This window comes from Sporolactobacillus shoreicorticis (assembly GCF_024125445.1).
In the GTDB taxonomy this organism is placed as follows: domain Bacteria; phylum Bacillota; class Bacilli; order Bacillales; family Sporolactobacillaceae; genus Sporolactobacillus; species Sporolactobacillus shoreicorticis.
In genome coordinates this window covers 14,670-34,743 of sequence record NZ_JAMXWM010000015.1, presented here as the reverse complement: position 1 = coordinate 34,743, position 20,074 = coordinate 14,670, and the positions used below count along the sequence as shown (strand labels likewise).

The following is a 20,074-nucleotide window of genomic DNA, read 5'->3' as shown; positions in this document are numbered from 1 at the left end:
TTGAATGAAAAGACGAGTTGTTGTGACCGGATTAGGAGCTGTGACACCACTTGGCAACGATGTTGCGACAACATGGGTGAATGCTATTTCCGGCAAATCAGGCATTGGCATTGTCACACGTGTGAACCCTGACGATTTCCGTGCTAAGGTTGCCGGTGAGGTCAAAGATTTTGATCCTGAAAAATTTGTTGATCGCAAAGAAGCGCTTCGCATGGATCGTTTTGCACAATTTGCTGTAGCGGCAGCAAAGATGGCTGTTGAAGACGCTGACTATACAATTGATGAAACCAACGCAGAACGTACCGGTGTATGGATCGGGTCAGGTATTGGTGGGATGGAAACCTACGAAAAAGAGCTGCGTGTCGCGATAGAAAGAGGATTTCGTCGTGTAAGCCCTTTTTTTGTTCCCATGATGATTCCGGATATGGCGTCGGGACAGGTTTCTATTTTACTAGGAACGAAAGGGATCAACTCCTGTACGGTGACGGCCTGCGCTACAGGAACGGATTCAATTGGGAGTGCCTATAAAGCCATTCAACGCGGAGACAACGATGTAATCCTCTGCGGCGGCAGTGAAGCACCGCTTACGAATATGTCCTTTGCCGGATTTACTTCGGCTCGAGCCCTTTCTACAAATCCGGATCCGAAAACAGCCTGCCGTCCATTTGATAAAAATCGTGATGGGTTCGTTATGGGTGAAGGAGCGGGTGTATTGCTGCTTGAATCGCTGGAATCCGCTCAAAAACGCGGTGCACACATCTATGCAGAAATCGCAGGGTACGGTGCCACGAGTGATGCGTTTCACGTGACACGTCCGGATCCTAATGGACAAGGAGCTATCCGCTCGATGCAAATGGCACTTGATGACGCCGCTGTGAAGTCGGATCAAGTGGACTATGTAAACGCACATGGTACAAGCACAGAAGCCAATGATTCTACAGAAACAAAGGCAGTTAAGGCCGTGTTTGGAGACGGCGCCCATGATTTGGCAATCAGTTCAACGAAATCAATGACCGGCCACTTACTGGGGGCTTCCGGCGGGGTAGAAGCGATCCTTTGCATTAAAGCGATTGAAGAAGGAATTGTTCCGCCAACCATCAACTACAAGACACCGGATGAGGCGTGTGATTTGAATTATGTGCCAAATGAAGCGCTGAAGAAAGAAGTTAATGTGGCGTTAAGCAACTCATTTGGTTTTGGCGGCCATAATGCGACACTTGCATTTAAAAAATTTAAAGCCTGAATCATTTTTTACAAAGCGTCTGCGATTCATTCGCAGGCGTTTTTTCGTTCTGTAATAACGATCCTGAGAGAATACATAGATTCGTAGATTGGCGCATACAGTTGTGATAGAGATGCACTCGTGAAAAATTATGCTTGGGCGAATAAAATCTTCCAATAATGTCCATAATGTTGTCAAATCAAACGGAGGAGATGGAGCCTCATGGAAATTGTCAGTGATATCTGGGTAAATTGGTTTGAGGGTGAAGAGAACGGCTATAATGTTTGCGAATTTTTTGAATGGCGCAAGCATGATTTTATAGAGCTTCTTGACCAGATTCCACTGATTAAAGTGGAAAAGCCACTCCTTGACTACATTGAAAACGACTTGCAGGATCTTCCTCAAGAATTGTTGAAGGATGTTCGGAATCGAAGCGTAATTTGTAAAAACAATCAACGAGAGATTATTGAATATTGTTTTATTGCGACTGATGGAGAACGCAGCATTGTCGCTGATACTTTGGGATATTCAATTCCTGTGCGAAAGAGTCGGCTGATTCCGAGACAAGAGAGTTCGATTCTGCAGAGAGCGACAAAAATGGATATTGACCATTATCCGCTCCCTGCCGGATGTCTTCAAAAAAAGGAATATCATATGCTGTCGCTAGACCCCAAGTGTATGATTGGTCTGACAAGAAAAGAAAGACAACTGAAGCAACTGCTGTTTATGGCACTTGATCAGCTCTATTCATCTGGAAATGTCGAAGAAATGCGCTATTGGTATACAGAATGGTATCCAACCAAATATAGTGAAAGCCGTCGAATGACCTTTGATGAGGCGTGGCAGGGATTGATTTTAGGAATGAAAAAAGGATGGTCGGACAAGCACAGTGATCTTTGCGAGCGAATGATCAAAGGCCAGTCTTATTTCGAAAAGCTATGGGAACTGGAACATGGCTCGAAAGTGCAATAGAAAACACAGAACTTAGATTGATCAGGCAGGTATTTGCCTGATCTTTTTTCTTGCTTCATTCAAAATCATAAATTTTTTTGAAATTGAATACCTTGTTTGCTTATAGTCCCGTGATTTTTGATAAACTATAACTTAGATACAAGTTATGATGAGCGACGTAACGTATTGTCTTTGTGCGAATCCCTGCATAAGAAACTAAATGAACGAACAAAAAATTTTAATATATTAAAAAAAGGTGTGCCTATGAATCATCCGGGAGTTACCCTAAGATACATTCGAAAAACGAAAAATATGACGTTGGCCGAGCTTGCAAAGGGAGAAGTGTCTGTCGCTTTTCTTTCCCGTTTTGAACGCGGTGATTGCGATATTTCGTTTACGCATCTTCTCAACCTGCTTAACAAATTAAATGTGTCGATGGACGAGTTTCTTTACGTGAATAATGACTATGAGATTACTCATTTTCAGAAATTTTTTGATGATCTGAAGGACTATGTAAGAGAAGATAATCTGCACATGCTTCAGGTTCTTCGAGATCGAACAAAAAGAATATATATAATGGAAGGAAAAAATTATTATCTGCATTTTTCAATCATTGCCGAGCTGTATATACGGCGAATTTCCAAGAAAAAACCGGATTTGAAAATGGTTAAAATCCTGAGTGATTATTTCTCAAATGTGGATGTGTGGGGTTACTATGAATTGGTGATTTATACAAATTCAATGTTCAGTTTTCCTGTGGATCAAATCATTGCGCTGTCCCATATGGCTTACGAAAAAAGTATGGACTATAATCCGCTGGGGAAAGGTGACATCAAGAAGCAAAAAATATTGCTTAACACGATTGTTGCTTTAATCGAAAATAACCGACTTCCGGAAGCAAACACATTTCTTATTCTTCTGGATGAGTCCCTGGATAAAGAGAAAGATGCATACATGAAAATTAAACTGATGTTTTTGAAGGGGATTTACGCAATTAAGATGGGAAATCGCCAACGTGGAGAAAAAATGGCGGCAAAAGCCATTAAAATTTTCACTGATCTGGGTAGTGCTTCACAGGCCAGTACACACGCCAACTATCTTCAGGATGTACTAAATTCTACTATATTAAAAAATAACAAGCATAAATTTTTATAAATAAAAAAACAGTCACCGAGTGACGATCCATCACATAGTGGCTGTTCTTAGTCAGAATATTAATGCTTGTTTCGACGTCCGATTCCGAGTGCTTTCTCTGCTTTGTTCAGGGTTCTCTTAGCAATCGTGTATGCTTTCTCCGCACCTTTGTCGAGAGTGTCATCGAGTTCGGAAGACTCAATCAGATCATTGAATCGTTCCTGAATCGGATTCAGTACGTTCACGACCGCTTCGGCAACATCGGTTTTAAATTCTCCGTAGCCTTTTCCTTGATAGGCAGCGACCAAGTCGTCAATGGATCGTCCTGAACAGAGGGAGAAAATATCGAGCAGGTTGGAGACTCCGGGTTTTGTGTCTCGATCATAGCGGATGGATGCCTCATCATCGGTAATCGCCGATTTAATTTTCTTGATGATGTCTTTTTCATTGTCCAATGTAAAGATTGTTGCTTTTCGATTTGAATCCGACTTGCTCATTTTCTTCGCGGGTTCCTGAAGCGACATGATGCGTGCGCCAACGGGCGGAATGTAAGGTTCCGGAATTGTAAATACTTCACCATACTTATTGTTGAACCGTTCAGCCAGGTCACGTGTCAGCTCCATGTGCTGCTTCTGATCCGCACCTACAGGGACAAGGTTTGTCTGATAGAGCAGTATATCCGCAGCCATCAACGGAGGATAGGTGAGCAGCCCGGCCGGAATTGCTTTTTTACCCTTTGATTTATCTTTGAACTGTGTCATGCGTTCCAGTTCACCCATATAGCTTGTGCATTGCATGATCCAGCCAAGTTGTGCGTGGCAAGGTACTTCGGATTGAATGAACAGAATTGATTTCTGTGGATCAATGCCCATAGCTAGGTAAAGAGCAGCTAGATTGCGAATGTTCTTTTGAATTTCCTTTGGGTCCTGCGGTACGGTGATCGCATGTTCATCAACGATACAATAGACGCATTCGTTTCCTTCCTGAAGGGTTACGAAATTGCGCATTGCACCTAAATAGTTGCCAAGTGTTGGGATTGAGGTCGGCTGAACGCCGGAAAATATTTTTGCCAAAATAAGTCACCTTCCTAATTTTATCTTTTTCTTTTAGACAATATAAAAAGGCCCACCCATCCACAAGGGACGAATAGACCGCGGTACCACCCTAATTTTTCTGCGAAACAGAAACAGCTTAATCTGATCCTAACAAGAATCATCACCACAATAACGTGTGGAGACGTCAATGCCTACTGACGGGTTAATGCCGAGGTTCGGATTGAGGCTCAGAAGTCCATTCCCAAGCAGTCCATCACCCGGTTCCACCACATCCGAGCTCTCTAAAGACTTTCTGCCGGTACTCTTCTTCTTCATTGCATCTTCATATTCACTGTTGTTGCTGAATATTATAGTCAAATATAAAAAGAAAAGCAAATGCAATATCATTCTAAAAAATATTGCCTTTTTTTATGATATGACTGAAGCTTTTAATAATTATTTTGAATTAAATAAATGATAAGGGTACAGTGATTGCAACGGGTTAGCATGTTTGAAATCAGTTGGGAAAAAAATTTCTTCTTGCAAACAAGAGTAAAAAGTTGTAAATTATACCAAACGAATATGTTAAATACTTTTTTTTCTGAATTATAAATTTAGCATAATTTTTTGAAGGAAAGGAGATACTTATGTGGATCGCTTCCAATTGCTAAAATTAGAAAATTTGAACACTTCTTTTAAAATTATGAATAGCTACTATCCCGCTGTTGACAATATCACTATGGATGTGTTTCCGAATGAAGTACTTGCAATTGTTGGTGAGTCAGGCTGTGGAAAGAGTGCTTTAGCCTTATCAATAATGGGCTTACATAATAAAGAGCGTTCGCTGATTAAGGGGCATATCTATTTTCAGGGGACGGATTTATTATCTTTATCAGTCTCCCAACTTAATAAAATACGAGGCAAAGACATAGGCATGATTTTTCAGGATCCATTGACTGCTTTAAACCCCCTTATGCGTGTTGGACAACAAATAGAAGAAAGTATGAATTATCACACCAGTTTTTCAAAAAAAGAGAAAAGAGAAAAGACACTTCATCTTCTTGAACAAGTCGGAATTCCGGATCCTCGCTTGACGTATAATCAATTCCCACATGAGCTATCAGGCGGTATGCGTCAACGTGTTGTGATTGCTATTGCGATTGCATGTGAACCGGCTTTGGTTATTGCAGATGAACCGACAACGGCGCTAGATGTAACCATTCAGGCGCAAATTATGGAACTTTTAAAAACACTGCAAAAAAAATCAAATACAGGTATTATTCTCATTACACATGACCTCGGGGTTGTCTCGGAAATGGCTGACCGTGTAGCTGTCATGTACGCAGGACAAATTGTTGAACTTTCTGCTGTTGAGCAGTTGTTCAACAATCCCCTGCATCCTTATACACGTTCTTTACTTAACTCGATTCCCTCATCGTCGAGCGACGATGACCGGTTGCATGTCATTCAAGGAATCGTACCCTCATTGCAAAATATTCCCAGATCAGGCTGTAGATTTAGCCCGCGTATTCCTTGGATTGATGCCTCTCATCATGAAGACCATCCAGTCATGCATGAAGTTGAGTCTAATCATTGGGTTCGCTGTTCATGTTATAAACATTTCTATTTTCCAAACGAGAAGGTGGGTGAAAAATAATATGGCATTTCTAGAAGTAAAGGATCTTAAAGTCTATTATCCAATCAGAGGTGGGTTTTTTAAACGGGTAATTGATTACGTAAAAGCGGTTGATGGTATCAATATTCGCCTTGAGCAAGGAGAGACATATGGTCTTGTCGGAGAATCTGGTTGCGGCAAATCAACGACAGGTCGTGCCTTACTAAAATTGACCAAAACAACGTCTGGGCAGGTGCTTTTTAACGGAACGGATTTGACGAGTGTAAGTGCTCACAAAATGCACGAACTTCGTAAGGATATTCAAATGATTTTTCAAGATCCGTATTCATCGTTAAACCCGAAAAAAAGAATTGTCGATATCATCGCCGAACCGCTTCGAAATTATGAACATCTTTCTCGTAAAGAGGAGAATAAGGTTGCAAGAGAATACATGGAACGGGTAGGCCTTAGCTCCGATTCTATTTATAAATATCCTCATGAATTTTCAGGAGGACAAAGACAGCGAATCGGTATTGCACGAGCTTTGACGCTGAATCCGAAATTAATCGTTGCAGATGAGCCTGTCTCGGCATTGGATGTATCAGTACAGGCTCAAGTCTTGAACTTTATGCAAGACATTCAAAAAGAATTTAATTTAACCTATCTTTTTATCAGTCATGATCTGGGTGTCATTAGGCACATGTGTGACAGAATCGGCATCATGTATCAGGGCCGGTTGGTAGAAGAGGGGTTAAGCCGTGACATCTATGAGAATCCTCAACATATTTATACAAAACGATTGATATCAGCTATTCCTAATATCGATCCTGCACATCGTGAGAAGCAATCCGCTATTCGCCACCAAATAAATGATGAGTATAACAAATCCTATAAAAATTACTTTGATAATGACGGAAAGGCGTATCAACTTAAAGCAATATCACCGACACATTTTGTGGCGCTGCCGTAGAAAGCGAGGGTAACTGAAGATGCTAAAGTTTTTATTACGTCGAATTTTAATTATGATCCCCCAGTTATTTATTTTAAGTGTACTCATTTTTACTCTGGCAAAAGCCATGCCAGGTGATGCTTTAAGTGGGCAGCTGGAGAACGCGCATGCAGATCCTAAAGTAATTGCGGAACAAAGGCAAAAACTAGGCTTGGATGATCCCATTCAGGTTCAATATATTCGCTGGATTAATCATGCGATTCATGGTGATTTAGGCATGTCTTATACGCATAAAATTCCAGTTACTGATTTAATTGGTGAAAGGCTTTGGAACACATTATTGCTCGCGGCAGCAACACTGATTGTCAGTTATGCCATAGCAATTCCTTTCGGGGTCGCAAGCGGGCGCTGGACAAATTCTTGGCTGGATAAATGGGTTACTTGCTATACATATTTTACATACGCCACTCCTTTATTCATTTTTGCCATTTTAATGATGTTCCTGTTTTCATTTGAGTTAAATCTTTTTCCATCTGGGGGAAGTGTAGATCCTCAGGCTGTTCCAGGTACTTTAAATTACTTTATCAGCAAGTTTACACACCTTGTCCTGCCTACATTATCTGGTGCGCTGCTCGCGACATCAACAACGATTCAATTTCTGAGGAACGAAGTCATTGATACAAAAATACAAGATTTTGTGGCTACAGCACGCTCGAAAGGAGTACCAGAGTCAAAAGTTTATTCAAGGCATATCCTTCGTAATTCATTTTTACCGATCGCTGCTTTTTTGGGCTATGACATAACAGGACTTATCGGTGGATCGGTCTTTGTCGAATCAATTTATAGTTATCCGGGTTTGGGACAGCTCTTTTTGGATTCAATCCAGCAGCGTGATTTCACAGTTGTTAGTGCGTTAGTCATGATTTCCGGTTTTGCCGCACTACTTGGAACATTATTGTCAGATATTATCTTAAGCGCGGTTGATCCACGAATTCGTATTGATTAAGAAAGGGGGGACACAACATGATGAGATTAATTGAACCGTTGAATACACAACCTGTGAACTCGGAAGAAAAAAGTCCGTCTGCACTTGCTATATTAGGGCGGGAATTGGTTAAAGATAAGCTGGCTATGGCTTCGATTATTATTTTAATTTTATTGTTAAGTACTGTATATATTACATCGCTTGTTTTAAATCAGGATCAGATTGTCAAAATTGATTTGCTGGAAATCAACGCTCCGCCGTCTGAAGATCATTTATTGGGAACAGATCAAGGAGGGAGAGACATTTTTGGTCAGCTCATTATCGGAACACGGAATTCATTTTCAATTGGTTTTCTTATCACGTTGATTACAGGTATCATCGGTCTTACAGTCGGTTTAATAGCCGGTTATTTTGGTGGTATTGCTGATAATATAATCATGAGAATTATTGATTTTGTTCTTGTTTTGCCATTTCTTATGATCGTAATTGTTTGCGCGACGATTGTTCCCAAATTCAATTTGTGGACGTTCATATTTGTAATGAGCGCATTTCTATGGACAGGAAAAGCCAGACTTATTCGTTCTAAGACATTAGCCGAACGCGAGCTTGATTACGTATCTGCCTCGAAGACATTAGGAACGCCGAACTGGAAGATTATTTTACGCGAAGTTTTACCTAATTTAAGCTCGATTATCATCGTTAATTTGACGCTTAATTTGGCAGGCAATATTGGGATTGAATCCGGATTAAGCTTTCTCGGATTTGGACTACCGGAAAGCACACCGAGTCTTGGTACTTTAATTAGCTATGCTCAGGATGCGGATACAATTCAAAATAAATGGTGGGTATGGGTACCTGCGTCAGTACTTATTTTAGTACTGATGTTATGTATAAATTTTGTCGGTCAAGCGCTAAAGCGTGCGACCGATGCAAGACAAAGGAAAGGCTAATAAAAAAGGGGGAAGAAAATTTATGAAAAGAAAGGCTTATCCATCGCTACTCGTTACCATTTTTCTTGTACTTTCACTTGTTCTATCAGCCTGTGGCGGCAGTTCGAGTGACAAGGTTGTAAAAAAGGAAGAAGCAAGTAAATTTCCGAAAACAACAACGAATAAGAAAAAAGCAATTAAAGATGGTGTCCTGACTTATGGACTTGTCTCAGATACTCCGTTTGCAGGAACATTGAACACTACATTCTATGACGGTCAGCCTGACTGGGAAATTATTCAATGGTTTGATGAGTCACTACTTGGTATGAACAAAGACTATGAGATTGATGATTCTGGGGCGGCAACATATAAATTATCAAAAGATAAAAAAACGATAACAATCAAAATTAAGAAAAATGTCAATTGGTCTGATGGAAAGCCAGTTACAGCACAGGATTTAGAATATAAATTTTTAGTAATCGCGAATAAAGCCTATACAGGTGTCCGCTATGATGGAACAGTTCAACAAATTGTCGGTATCCAAGACTATCATGACGGGAAGGCAAAAAATATTTCTGGTATTAAAGTTTTAAATGACAAGGAGGTTTCAATCACCTTTAAATCAGCGACACCAACCGTTCTTACCGGATTAAACACAACGCCGCTTCCAAAACATTATTTCAAGGGTGTAGCCATCAAAGATATGGCTAAATCGACTCAAGTACGTAAAGCACCTATTGGATTTGGACCTTTTAAAGTGAAAAAGATTGTACCTGGTGAGTCTGTAGAACTTGTAAGAAACGACAATTATTGGAGGGGTAAGCCGAAGCTTAAAAGTGTTATTATTAAGGTCGTAAGTCCAAAGGTAATCGTTTCTGCATTGAAAAAGGGCGAGATTGATGTAGCAAGCGTTCCTGTAGATCAATACCCAGATCTTAAAACAGGGAAGAATTATCAAATCTTGGGCAGCTATGATTTAGCATATAGCTACATCGGTTTTAAACTTGGAAAATGGGATGCAAAAAAAGGCGAAAATATCATGAATCCTAAGAGCAAGATGAATAATAAAAACCTTCGTCAAGCAATGGGGCTTGCTATTAACTTTAAAGAGATAGGCGATAAGCTGTATAACGGACTGTACGAACCAGCCAACTCTCTAATTCCGCCTTCCTTCCCAACTTGGTATGACAGCAGTCTGCCAAAAGCTAAGCAGGATGTTAAGAAAGCAAAGAAACTGCTGGATGAAGCCGGTTATAAAGATGTCAATAAAGACGGTATTCGTGAAGATCCTAAAGGCAAGAAATTGACAATTACCTTCTCATCAATGAGCGGTTCGAAAGTGGCTGAACCCTTGGCTAATTACTATATTCAAAGCTGGAAGAAAATTGGTTTAAATGTTAAGCTGTTAAACGGTCGTTTACAAGAATTTAACTCATTCTATGACAATATTGAGAAAGATGATCCCAAAATTGATGTGTATGCTGCTGCATGGGCAACTGGCACCGACGTCGATCCGTCTGGTCTGTATGGAAAAACAGCTCAATTTGATATGACACGCTGGACGAATAGTGAGAATGATAAGCTGTTGACAGAAGGTCTGTCGCCGAAAGCGTTTGACAAGAATTATCGGAAATCGGTTTATAAAAAATGGCAGGAACTGATGAAAGAAGAATCACCGGTCATTCCAACGTTCTTCCGTTACCAGACATATGCTGTTAACAAACGTGTAAAAGACTGGACCATTGATCCATTCACCAAATTTTATAAGGTTAGCGTTACTAGCAATAAATCCGTGAAATAAAAATAAAATTAAAAAGGAGCACTGTTCTCAAAATGAGGCAGTGCTCTTTTTTATGTGCAAAGTTAATTAGGAATAATTTAACTTCGTGATGAAAGTCTGTGAAAGGACCGGAGCAAAGATATGTTAATCGTGAGGTGGAAATCTGAAGAAGGCATAGTAAAGTATTCGGGCTACTGAAAAAGAACAAAATACTAATATTGAACCTTGACAAATCAGGGAGCTTTTATAGTTGTGTTATCCGACGAATGCCAATCCATCGATAATTCTGCTCAATTCACATTTGTGAAAGAAGCAATGAAGCAATAAAAAGAAGACAGCTATCGATGATAAGCGGCCAAGTGATTGAGGCACGCTTTTTTCCATCATGATGCTTCATTTCTGCTAGCGGAGCCTCGGCATCGTTTTCACCGATTTGTCTATTTCTAATACTGCGGGCAAATCTTCTGAAACTGTAGACCACGCCATCAAATCCTCCGCCTTGATAAACAAAGAGTAACAATCCGGCACTGAAAAACAGCAAACTGACCGTTGATAATCCGTCGACGATAGAACGAATCGAAAAAGGATCTTTATAAAAGAATTGTGCAAACAAAGCAAGGATCAGTTCAAAAAATGCAACAGCAGGAAATGAAATTCGAAAAGTTGTAAAAAAATCTTTCAATAAAATCCCCTCCCAGCCAATATTAACAGTAGGAAACAATCACATGCAAATGTTTTTGTCAGAAAATATAACATAATGATAAAAAATTTAAATGAAAAAACCCCATGAAACCAATGAAATCGACAGTTCATAATTGAGAAAACTATGAAAACCAAAAAAAAACGATGCAAATTGAAAAAAGAACTTGTATAATAGCATTTGTAGGTTGAGTCGAACTTTCAGAATAGAAAGGAAGCTCACCTAAACAAAGATAACGAATTTAGGGGAGGTTATTGCTTTTATGAAAAAAGCAAAATGGTCTTTAGTGCTTTCATTTGTGTTAGCACTCAGTCTGGTTCTTTCTGCTTGCGGAAGTTCGAGCAGTAAGGACAGTGAAAAGGGGAGCAGTTCAGAATTAGCCAAAGATCAAACATTAACTATGTCAATTAATGCTGACATCCCAACGCTTGATCCTAACCTTGCAACAGACACAACTTCAACAAATGCTATTGAAATGACTGAGGCTGGTCTAACAAGAATGCATGACAATAAGTTCGAATGGGACTTGGCTAAAGGCGCACCGAAAGTAAGTGCGGATAAGAAGACTTATACATTCACACTTCGTGATGCAAAATGGTCTGATGGAAAACCTATAACAGCTCAAGATTTTGTTTATGGCTGGCAACGTCAGAATGATCCAAAAGCAAAGCCTGCTTATAATTTCCTATTTGCATCTGTAGGAATCAAAAATGCGGCTAAAATTGAAGATTCTACGAATAAAGCTTTCTATGGCAAATATGAAAAACTGGGAGTTAAGGCACTGGACGATAAGACGTTGCAAGTTACGTTGGAACAAGCAGCTCCACCGTTCTTTTATAGCATTCTTTCTCAACCGCAATTTATGCCTCAGCGTGAAGATTTTGTAAAGAAACAAGGAAATAAATACGCTACTTCCACTGATACACTTCTTTACAGCGGTCCATTTGTTCTTTCTAAATGGGAAAAAGGCACTGGGTGGACATACAAGAAAAACAAAGATTATTGGAATGCTAAAAGTACTAAATTACAAACTGTGAACTTTAAAGTTGTAAAAGAAACAGGTACTGCAATAAATATGTACAAAACCGGACAAAGTGACATTGTTCAATTGTCTGCGGAGTTTATTGACCAGTTTAAGAAACAATATCCAAAAGAAATTCAAACTGCAACAAATCCTGGTACCTACTATTTATATATTAACGAGAAAACGAACAAATATTTAAAAAATCTTAATTTGAGAAAAGCATTGAATGCAGCAATTGATCGTCAGGGGCTGACTTCAGCAATTCTGAATGATGGTTCCGTTCCTTCAAACTATGTTGTTCCAAAGAATTTTGTTAATGGTCCTGATGGCAAGGATTTCCGTTCAAAACATCCGGATGGTTTTTCAGCAGGAGAAGCTTCGGAAGCGAAAACTTACTGGAATAAAGCTAAGAAAGAACTGGGTATTAAAACACTCAAGATCAATTTCTTGAGCCAAGACACAAGCAAGGCAAAACAAATTGATGCGTATGTCGCAAATCAGATCAAGAAAAATCTTCCAGGGGTAACTGTTGATGTGAATGAACAGCCATGGGCAAACTATTTGAAGTTGAACAACGAGTTCAAATATGATATTGCGTTCAGTGGCTGGTTCCCAGATTATCAGGATCCGATGACTTATCTTGATATGTGGACAACCGGAAATCCAATGAACACGATCGGCTGGTCTAATAAGAAATTTGATGGACTGATTAAAGATGCGCAGACAGACACCGCTGATACGACAAAGCGTTGGAATGATTTGGTTTCGGCAGAAGAACTAATGATGTCTGAATATCCGATCGTTCCTCTGTTCCAGCAGGGATATACTTGGTCGCAGAAGTCTTATGTTAAAGGCTATTCACAACCTTCTTACGGTCCAGAGTTTGACTTCGCGAAGGCTTATATCTTAAAGCATTAATATGTGCTGCATCTTTTTCTGATTGATGTTTTAGATTTGGAAGGAGAGTATATGTCGCTTTGGCATGTACTCTCCTTTCCATTAATTTGTTAAAATTTTTATTAGTTTAATGTGGTAAAATGGGCAGGCACATAATCATTATATAGAATTATTTTAGATATTAAGGTAGGAGGATGCATTCTGTGATTCGATATATATTGAAACGTGTGGGCTATATGATTGTCACTTTCTATGTCGTGATTACATTAACTTTTTTGGCAATGAAAATGTTGCCGGGTACACCGTTCAAATTTGCCAATCGTCTGTCACCTGAACAATTAAACCAATTAAAACATTATTATGGATTGGATCAGCCGATACCAATTCAATACCTGCATTATCTGTGGAATTTTATTCATGGAAATCTGGGCGGCTCATTTCAGTATGGAATGCAGCCGGTGACTGAATTTTTATTTCAAAGATTTCCGATATCTTTGCAACTAGGTTTTGAATCAATGATTTTTGGAACAGTCTTGGGTATTTTTCTTGGTATTGTTTCAGGCATTTATCGCGGGCGTTTTCTTGATTGGGGAACTGTTACGCTCGCTGTAGTATTTATTTCAATCCCTTCTTTTATTTTTGCCGCGATTCTGCAATATTTCTTTTCCGTTCAGATTCGCATTTTTCCTGTCATTGGATGGAGCGGCCCAATGACTCATGTGTTGCCAGTAGTTTCTATCGGTGTTGGTGTTATGGCCACAATTGCGCGGTTTATGCGGACAGAAATGGTTGAAGTACTTAATCAGGATTACATAGTGACTGCACAGGCAAAGGGTTTGAGTACAAATGCAGTTATATTTAGACACGCTATTCGTAATGCGATGATTCCCATTGTTACCGTTATCGGTCCCTTAACGTCTGCTGTTGTGACCGGTTCACTGGTTATTGAAAATATTTTTGCTATACCAGGAATTGGGTCGCAATTCGTTGACGCAATTGTAACCAATGATTACCCAATGATTATGGGGACTACTGAATTATATGCGGGTTTATTTATTGTAACTATTCTGATTGTGGATGTATTGTACGGCGTCATTGACCCGAGAATTCGTGTATCTGGAGGAAAATCAATATGACAGCCAAATCTAATGCAGAAGTTACTAAAGAATTATTTGTACCAGCATATCTGAGTGACACTGAAAGTGAGAAGATTAGCGGTAAAAGTGTGAGTGCGTGGAAAGATGCACTTCGCCGTTTTTTGACTAATAAGGGTGCTATGTTGTCTATGATTATTCTGACTGTCATTATTTTATTAGCGCTCATTGGTCCCCATATCTTTGGATATGATATCGATAATCAGGATGTGTCACGTGCCAACCTTCCGCCAAAAATTGAAGGATTAACATGGCTGCCGGCATTCAGTGGGTATGAAAATGGTGTCGATATTTATAAGGAAAAGAATATATCAAAAAATTATTGGTTTGGTACTGATCAATTTGGACGTGATTTGTGGACGAGAACGTGGAAGGGAACCCAAATTTCCTTAATTATTGCTCTCATTGCTACACTAGCAGATGTTCTTATAGGTGTTGTTTATGGTGGAGTATCTGGCTATTTTGGAGGTGCGGTCGACAATGCTCTACAACGTATTCTCGAAGTCATTGCCGGTATCCCGAGTCTTGTGTGGATCATTTTATTAATTCTAATAATGCAGCCAGGTTTAATTACAATAACGATTGCCATTCTTGCAACAAGTTGGCTTTCCATGGCACGAATTGTTCGCGGAGAAATGTTAAAGTTAAAAAATCAAGAATTTGTTCTTGCATCACGTACACTCGGTGCTGGAGATGGACGTATTATTTTTAAACATCTAATTCCCAACTCACTTGGTATGATAATCATTAATACAATGTTTTCTGTCCCCAATGCGATCTTTTTTGAAGCATTTCTCAGCTTTATTGGCTTAGGAATTCGCCAGCCTCAAGCTTCATTAGGTTCTCTTATTAATGACGGATATCAAATGCTACAGATTCATCCATATCAGACCCTTTATCCAGGGATTATTATTTCGCTCCTGTTGATTTGTTTCAATATTATGGGGGACGGGCTTCGTGATGCATTTGATCCGAAGCTGCGTCGATAATACGGGAGGTGCAATAAATGAATCATCTATTAGAAATTAAAGATTTAAATGTTATCTTTCATATATTTGGGGCAGACGTTCAAGCGGTTCGCGGTATTAGCCTGCAACTGAACAAAGGTGAGACTTTAGCAATTGTTGGTGAATCCGGTTCAGGTAAATCAGTAACTTCTAAAGCAGTTATGGGACTTATTCCGAATCCACCTGGAGAAATTGCAACTGGTGAAATCTTGTTTGAAGGTAGAGACCTAGTTAAATACTCCAAGAAGCAAATGCAAAAAGTACGTGGGAAAGAAATTTCAATGATTTTTCAGGACCCAATGACTGCATTGAATCCAACCATGAAAATTGGGAAGCAAATTATGGAAGGTTTAATTAAGCATCAAAGCTTATCAAAGCATGATGCAAAAAAACGTGCAATTGAACTGCTGCAATTGGTAGGTATACCAAATCCGGAAAAACGTGTGGATGAATATCCACACCAATTTTCAGGCGGAATGAGGCAGCGTGTTGTTATTGCCATTGCATTAGCTTGCAACCCTAAAATTCTTATCGCAGATGAACCAACAACGGCACTCGATGTGACGATTCAGGCGCAGATTCTTGATTTGATGCGCGATTTGCAGGAGAAAACAGGAACAGCGATTATTTTGATTACCCACGATTTAGGTGTGGTAGCCAATTTGGCGCAGCGTGTTGCTGTAATGTATGGAGGAAAGATTGTGGAGACGGGTACTTTGGATGAAATATTTTATAATCCCAAACATCCATATACGTGGGGTCTGCTATCCTCCATGCCGAAGCTGCATGCGAAAACAGACAAACTGTTGGCCATTCCAGGGACACCTCCTGATTTAAGCAATCCGCCAAAGGGTTGTCCGTTTGCACCAAGATGTCCGCATGCAATGAAAGTTTGTACTGAGCATATGCCTGCGTATACAGAACTTTCGGCTACACAGAAGGCCGCTTGCTGGCTGCTTGATGAACGGGCACCAAAAGTAGATCCGCCGACAACGATTGGTGTGGGAGGAGAATCATAATGGCTGAACAAAGAGAAAAACTGCTTCAAGTGAAAAACTTGAAAAAATATTTTAATGTTTCCCGACATGATGTTTTAAAAGCAGTAGATGGCGTAACCTTTGATGTATATAAAGGCGAGACATTGGGACTTGTTGGTGAATCTGGATGCGGAAAGTCTACAACTGGGCGAACGATTATTCGGCTCTATGATCCCACCGAGGGTGAAGTCATTTTTGACGATCAAGATGTTGGTGGAAAACTAAATCACAGTGATAAGAAAAAATTATCAAAACGTATGCAGATGATTTTTCAGGATCCGTATGCTTCACTTAATCCAAGAATGATGGTTAAAGATATTATTGCCGAGGGTTTGGATATTCACCATTTAGCTAAGTCACCAAAAGAACGCATGGAGCGGGTCTATGAGATGCTTGAAACGGTGGGCTTAAATCGTGAGCATGCTAATCGTTATCCGCACGAGTTCAGCGGCGGTCAGAGGCAGCGGATTGGAATCGCGAGAGCACTTGCTGTTGATCCGGATTTTATCATTGCCGATGAACCGATTTCAGCTTTGGACGTTTCAATTCAGGCGCAGGTTGTCAATCTGCTTCAAGAGCTTCAGGAGAAGCAAGGCTTGACCTATCTTTTCATTGCCCATGACCTCTCAATGGTAAAGCATATCAGCGATCGCGTCGGTGTGATGTATCTCGGCAATATGGCCGAGCTTGCGACTAGCGATGAAGTGTATGAGCATCCGCTTCATCCATATACACAGTCGCTTCTGTCGGCGATTCCGGTTGCCGATCCTAAAATTGAGCGTTCGCGTGAGCGGATTATACTGGAAGGCGATGTACCAAGTCCGATTGATCCGCCCAGCGGCTGCCGTTTCAGAACACGTTGTCCATTTGCAATGGACGTGTGTGCGAAAGTAAGACCAAAATGGCATGAGGTAGAAGAAGGGCACTGGGTTGCTTGCCATCTTCATGATGAGGAAATGAAAACTGAAAAAGCTTAAGAAATAACCTTGCGTGAATGGCAACGCAAGGTTATTTTTTTCTGTGGGTCGTATAGAGCTGCACAAAATAACTGATGACAGTGAAAAGCAGCAAAATAGTGATGATTGGCATAGTCAGCACATTGAAAAAATGATACAAAAGAATAGTCAGAACGAGCGTGAGGGTAAGAATGACTGTTATGAGACGTGCCATGATCTCAACTCCGTTAGGGTAATTTTTGAATACTTTTTGCTTTTCTCACGTATAGTATAAGAGAAAGAGGATTTTGTAGGACCTCTTCATCATGTGGCTGGGGTGCGGCGTTTCGTTGATACTGATGTCCAAGCTTATCACAAGCCTATGTGAATTTCAAGTTGTATAAGGTACGTCTTCTTGGCAGTGGCAGACGACGGAAACAAGTCAAAAAATTACCTTGACAAGTAGGCATGACGGGTTGAGAATAAAGAGAGACAGGTACTCTTTTGTTAAGAATCACGGGAAAAGAACTTTGTATATACGATGATTTAAGGAGGCGATTATCGGTGAAACCGAAGGAAGTCAGGCGGAGGCGCAAAAATTCAATCAGAAGATGGTTGAAGGAGACATTAGGACAGTTGCAGCCTAAGTCACAGGACGCACCGTCATCGAACTTGAAATTGCCGGCGTGATGTATTAGGTGGCTTATCCACATAGATATATTGTAAACAATGAGTGGACTTCTTGCTTTTTGAGAAGTCCTTTTTGGTGGAAAAATTTAGATCGTGAGAAGTGGGAAATGAGATGAGGTTTATCTGGGTGAAGGAGAAATAAATACTGTAAATAAAAAATGTAATTAGTACCTTTACATAGAATCAGGTAACATGTAAAATAATTTTTACGACTTAGTGGGAAAATAGAGAGAAAAATCAAATTGGTAAGATTCTGAAAAAAGAATAAATAAAACCCATTAAGTTGTGTTATTAAGGACATACAGAAGGAGATTTTAAGGATGAGGCATTTGTTTCGCGCGTTATTCAGAAGAAAGCCTATGGACTATACCATTCATCAGGCGAGCGGCAAGAACGGGCTGCAAAAAGCCATGGGTGCATTCGATTTGACCATGCTTGGCGTTGGAGCGGTGATCGGTACCGGCATTTTTGTTATGACGGGTATTGTTGCTGCACAAAATGCGGGACCCGCTATTATTTTATCTTTTATTTTGTCAGGAATTGCGTGTGCATTCGCTGCTTTGTGTTATGCGGAATTTGCTTCGATGATTCCGGCTTCGGGCAGTGCATACACGTACAGTTATACAGTTTTCGGTGAGCTCTTTGCTTGGATACTTGGTTGGGATTTAATTCTTGAGTACGGTCTTGCCTGCTCAGTTGTGGCCAGTGGATGGTCTGCTTACTTTCAGGAACTGCTGAAGGGATTCGGAGTTCACCTGCCTACCGCGATCAGCGCCGCGTTTGATCCCAGTAAGGGAACTTACGTTGACGTGATGGCGACTGTAATTGTGCTCCTTTTATCAACAATTCTGCTCAGTGGTGTTAAGGAATCAAGTAGAATTAACGACATTATGGTGCTTATAAAAATCGGTGTTGTGTTGCTTTTTGTCATTGTCGGTGCATTCTATGTGCAGCCGTCTAATTGGACGCCGTTTATGCCTTATGGTTTTGGCGGTGTTGTACAAGGGGCAGCAACCGCCTTTCTGGCATACATCGGTTTTGATGCAGTGTCTTCAGCTTCTGAGGAAGTGCGGAATCCGCAACGAGACATGCCGATCGGTATTCTTTCGTCATTAGGCGTTTGTATGGTTCTGTACATTGCCGTTTCGGTCGTACTGACAGGAATGGTTCCATACACTGAATTAAATGTTGGTGATCCTGTTGCCTTTGCCCTTCGCTTTGTTCATCAGAACTGGGTAGCGGGATTCGTTTCGCTCGGCGCTATTCTTGGTATTACTACGGTACTTTTTGTTATGATGTATGGTCAAACCCGACTGTTTTTTGCAATCAGCCGTGATGGACTGCTGCCAAAATCAATTGCAAAGCTGTCTAAGAAATCCAAGACCCCGATATTCAGTATTCTTCTGACTTGGATTATGGCAACGATTTTCTCAGCGCTCGTTCCGCTTGATGAATTGGCTCAACTTGTAAATATCGGTACACTTTTTGCATTTATTGTTGTTTCGATTGGTGTAGTTGTCCTTCGTGTGAAACGACCGGACATCAAACGTAACTTTAAGGTTCCGCTGGTCTATGTGATTCCATTCCTTTCTGTTCTTTCATGCGGCTTTCTTATGGTTAATCTGTCAGGTCAGACGTGGATTCGTTTCTTAATCTGGTTTGGTATCGGACTAGTTATTTATCTGTTTTTCGGGTTCAGGCACAGCGAACTCGGCAAGTTGCAAAAACAAAACCGATAATGCGGTTCAAGTGAAAAAGATCATTTTTTTAGAAAAGAAGAATAGTCTTCTTTTCTTTTTTTTGAGTGTTGTTAAACTTTGTTGCTGTTTCTTAATGAGCCTGTAATTTGTGTGTAATTGTTCGAAATGAGAATGAGCAAAACTAATGAAAATAATTTTGCTGTCGAATAAAGGTGAAAAAAGACGCATATAATGATGAAATATGAAATTATTTTCATATAAAAAAGGGTATAAAATTTATAAGAATTATTATATAATAAAAGAAGCCTTAGAGAAATAGAACGTTTCTATT

The 20,074-nt window shown here is 40.1% G+C and carries 18 protein-coding genes and 1 other annotated feature; of the genes, 15 read left to right on the top strand and 3 right to left on the bottom strand.

Annotated features, from left to right (window positions below):
- Nucleotides 1-4 precede the first annotated feature (4 nt).
- The 3 genes from fabF to NIE88_RS12975 all read left to right on the top strand — a co-directional run bounded on the left by fabF (nucleotide 5) and on the right by NIE88_RS12975 (nucleotide 3,328).
- Nucleotides 5-1,243 carry a beta-ketoacyl-ACP synthase II gene (gene fabF, locus NIE88_RS12985; RefSeq protein WP_253062689.1) on the top strand — a complete coding sequence of 413 codons (1,239 nt, stop codon included), beginning with the start codon at nucleotides 5-7 and terminating at the stop codon, nucleotides 1,241-1,243.
- Nucleotides 1,244-1,444: 201 nt separating this feature from the next.
- Nucleotides 1,445-2,194: a DUF3603 family protein gene (locus NIE88_RS12980; RefSeq protein ID WP_253062688.1), complete on the top strand. Its 750-nt coding sequence runs from the start codon at nucleotides 1,445-1,447 to the stop codon at nucleotides 2,192-2,194.
- 243 nt (nucleotides 2,195-2,437) lie between these two features.
- The gene (locus NIE88_RS12975) at nucleotides 2,438-3,328 is read left to right on the top strand and encodes a helix-turn-helix domain-containing protein (RefSeq protein ID WP_253062687.1); all 891 of its coding nucleotides are present in this window, start codon (nucleotides 2,438-2,440) and stop codon (nucleotides 3,326-3,328) included.
- Between the two features lie 59 nt (nucleotides 3,329-3,387).
- On the opposite strand, the gene trpS is transcribed toward NIE88_RS12975, so the two are convergent.
- Nucleotides 3,388-4,380: a tryptophan--tRNA ligase gene (gene trpS / locus NIE88_RS12970; RefSeq protein ID WP_253062685.1), complete on the bottom strand. Its 993-nt coding sequence runs from the start codon at nucleotides 4,378-4,380 to the stop codon at nucleotides 3,388-3,390.
- A 62-nt stretch (nucleotides 4,381-4,442) separates the two neighbouring features.
- Nucleotides 4,443-4,686 (bottom strand) — a binding site (T-box leader).
- 358 nt (nucleotides 4,687-5,044) lie between these two features.
- Between trpS and NIE88_RS12965 the strand changes: the two genes are divergently transcribed.
- The 5 genes from NIE88_RS12965 to opp4A are packed head-to-tail and all read left to right on the top strand — an operon-like array spanning nucleotide 5,045 to nucleotide 10,620.
- The gene (locus NIE88_RS12965; protein WP_253062773.1) at nucleotides 5,045-5,998 is read left to right on the top strand and encodes an ABC transporter ATP-binding protein; all 954 of its coding nucleotides are present in this window, start codon (nucleotides 5,045-5,047) and stop codon (nucleotides 5,996-5,998) included.
- Between the two features lies 1 nt (nucleotide 5,999).
- Nucleotides 6,000-6,926 carry an ABC transporter ATP-binding protein gene (locus NIE88_RS12960; protein ID WP_253062771.1) on the top strand — a complete coding sequence of 309 codons (927 nt, stop codon included), beginning with the start codon at nucleotides 6,000-6,002 and terminating at the stop codon, nucleotides 6,924-6,926.
- Nucleotides 6,927-6,945: 19 nt separating this feature from the next.
- On the top strand, nucleotides 6,946-7,911 hold the full coding sequence (gene opp4B / locus NIE88_RS12955; RefSeq protein ID WP_253062683.1) for an oligopeptide ABC transporter permease: 966 nt from the start codon (nucleotides 6,946-6,948) through the stop codon (nucleotides 7,909-7,911).
- Nucleotides 7,912-7,931: 20 nt separating this feature from the next.
- Nucleotides 7,932-8,840, top strand: a complete 909-nt coding sequence (locus NIE88_RS12950) for an ABC transporter permease (RefSeq protein WP_253062769.1) — start codon at nucleotides 7,932-7,934, stop codon at nucleotides 8,838-8,840.
- Between the two features lie 22 nt (nucleotides 8,841-8,862).
- Nucleotides 8,863-10,620, top strand: coding sequence for an oligopeptide ABC transporter substrate-binding protein (gene opp4A / locus NIE88_RS12945; RefSeq protein WP_253062681.1), 1,758 nt, complete (start codon nucleotides 8,863-8,865; stop codon nucleotides 10,618-10,620).
- Nucleotides 10,621-10,894: 274 nt separating this feature from the next.
- On the opposite strand, the gene NIE88_RS12940 is transcribed toward opp4A, so the two are convergent.
- Entirely contained in the window at nucleotides 10,895-11,281 is a 387-nt protein-coding gene (locus NIE88_RS12940) for a DUF3899 domain-containing protein (RefSeq protein WP_253062680.1), read from the bottom strand.
- A gap of 280 nt (nucleotides 11,282-11,561) precedes the next feature.
- Between NIE88_RS12940 and NIE88_RS12935 the strand changes: the two genes are divergently transcribed.
- The 5 genes from NIE88_RS12935 (at nucleotide 11,562) to NIE88_RS12915 (ending at nucleotide 17,395) form a co-directional block, all read left to right on the top strand.
- The gene (locus NIE88_RS12935; protein WP_253062679.1) at nucleotides 11,562-13,241 is read left to right on the top strand and encodes a peptide ABC transporter substrate-binding protein; all 1,680 of its coding nucleotides are present in this window, start codon (nucleotides 11,562-11,564) and stop codon (nucleotides 13,239-13,241) included.
- 182 nt (nucleotides 13,242-13,423) lie between these two features.
- Nucleotides 13,424-14,356, top strand: a complete 933-nt coding sequence (locus tag NIE88_RS12930) for an ABC transporter permease (protein ID WP_309247038.1) — start codon at nucleotides 13,424-13,426, stop codon at nucleotides 14,354-14,356.
- Nucleotides 14,353-15,363 (top strand): oligopeptide ABC transporter permease, encoded by a 1,011-nt coding sequence (gene opp3C / locus NIE88_RS12925; RefSeq protein ID WP_253062677.1) that lies wholly within the window; start codon nucleotides 14,353-14,355, stop codon nucleotides 15,361-15,363. The genes NIE88_RS12930 and opp3C overlap by 4 nt, the downstream gene beginning before the upstream one ends.
- A 17-nt stretch (nucleotides 15,364-15,380) precedes the next feature.
- Nucleotides 15,381-16,400 (top strand): ABC transporter ATP-binding protein, encoded by a 1,020-nt coding sequence (locus NIE88_RS12920; protein ID WP_253062676.1) that lies wholly within the window; start codon nucleotides 15,381-15,383, stop codon nucleotides 16,398-16,400.
- The gene (locus NIE88_RS12915; protein WP_253062675.1) at nucleotides 16,400-17,395 is read left to right on the top strand and encodes an ABC transporter ATP-binding protein; all 996 of its coding nucleotides are present in this window, start codon (nucleotides 16,400-16,402) and stop codon (nucleotides 17,393-17,395) included. Before NIE88_RS12920 ends, NIE88_RS12915 begins: the two co-directional genes overlap by 1 nt.
- A gap of 31 nt (nucleotides 17,396-17,426) precedes the next feature.
- Here the strand turns inward: NIE88_RS12915 and NIE88_RS12910 are convergent, their stop codons facing one another.
- On the bottom strand, nucleotides 17,427-17,588 hold the full coding sequence (locus tag NIE88_RS12910; RefSeq protein ID WP_253062674.1) for a hypothetical protein: 162 nt from the start codon (nucleotides 17,586-17,588) through the stop codon (nucleotides 17,427-17,429).
- A 329-nt stretch (nucleotides 17,589-17,917) separates the two neighbouring features.
- On the opposite strand from NIE88_RS12910, the gene NIE88_RS22450 reads away from it, so the two are divergent.
- Nucleotides 17,918-18,043, top strand: a complete 126-nt coding sequence (locus tag NIE88_RS22450) for a hypothetical protein (RefSeq protein WP_290446476.1) — start codon at nucleotides 17,918-17,920, stop codon at nucleotides 18,041-18,043.
- A gap of 320 nt (nucleotides 18,044-18,363) precedes the next feature.
- Nucleotides 18,364-19,782, top strand: a complete 1,419-nt coding sequence (bcaP, locus tag NIE88_RS12905; protein WP_253062673.1) for a branched-chain amino acid transporter BcaP — start codon at nucleotides 18,364-18,366, stop codon at nucleotides 19,780-19,782.
- Nucleotides 19,783-20,074: the final 292 nt, after the last annotated feature.

What these genes read in the sequence shown, in the direction of transcription:
- opp4B (WP_253062683.1), top strand. Translation starts at nt 6,946, where the DNA reads ATGCTAAAGTTTTTATTACGTCGAATTTTAATTATGATCCCCCAGTTA.
- NIE88_RS12915 (WP_253062675.1), top strand. Translation starts at nt 16,400, where the DNA reads ATGGCTGAACAAAGAGAAAAACTGCTTCAAGTGAAAAACTTGAAAAAA.
- NIE88_RS12975 (WP_253062687.1), top strand. Translation starts at nt 2,438, where the DNA reads ATGAATCATCCGGGAGTTACCCTAAGATACATTCGAAAAACGAAAAAT.
- fabF (WP_253062689.1), top strand. Translation starts at nt 5, where the DNA reads ATGAAAAGACGAGTTGTTGTGACCGGATTAGGAGCTGTGACACCACTT.
- NIE88_RS12960 (WP_253062771.1), top strand. Translation starts at nt 6,000, where the DNA reads ATGGCATTTCTAGAAGTAAAGGATCTTAAAGTCTATTATCCAATCAGA.
- NIE88_RS12980 (WP_253062688.1), top strand. Translation starts at nt 1,445, where the DNA reads ATGGAAATTGTCAGTGATATCTGGGTAAATTGGTTTGAGGGTGAAGAG.
- NIE88_RS12935 (WP_253062679.1), top strand. Translation starts at nt 11,562, where the DNA reads ATGAAAAAAGCAAAATGGTCTTTAGTGCTTTCATTTGTGTTAGCACTC.
- bcaP (WP_253062673.1), top strand. Translation starts at nt 18,364, where the DNA reads ATGAGGCATTTGTTTCGCGCGTTATTCAGAAGAAAGCCTATGGACTAT.
- opp3C (WP_253062677.1), top strand. Translation starts at nt 14,353, where the DNA reads ATGACAGCCAAATCTAATGCAGAAGTTACTAAAGAATTATTTGTACCA.
- NIE88_RS12910 (WP_253062674.1), bottom strand. Translation starts at nt 17,588, where the DNA reads ATGGCACGTCTCATAACAGTCATTCTTACCCTCACGCTCGTTCTGACT.
- opp4A (WP_253062681.1), top strand. Translation starts at nt 8,863, where the DNA reads ATGAAAAGAAAGGCTTATCCATCGCTACTCGTTACCATTTTTCTTGTA.
- NIE88_RS12965 (WP_253062773.1), top strand. Translation starts at nt 5,045, where the DNA reads ATGAATAGCTACTATCCCGCTGTTGACAATATCACTATGGATGTGTTT.
- NIE88_RS12950 (WP_253062769.1), top strand. Translation starts at nt 7,932, where the DNA reads ATGAGATTAATTGAACCGTTGAATACACAACCTGTGAACTCGGAAGAA.
- NIE88_RS12920 (WP_253062676.1), top strand. Translation starts at nt 15,381, where the DNA reads ATGAATCATCTATTAGAAATTAAAGATTTAAATGTTATCTTTCATATA.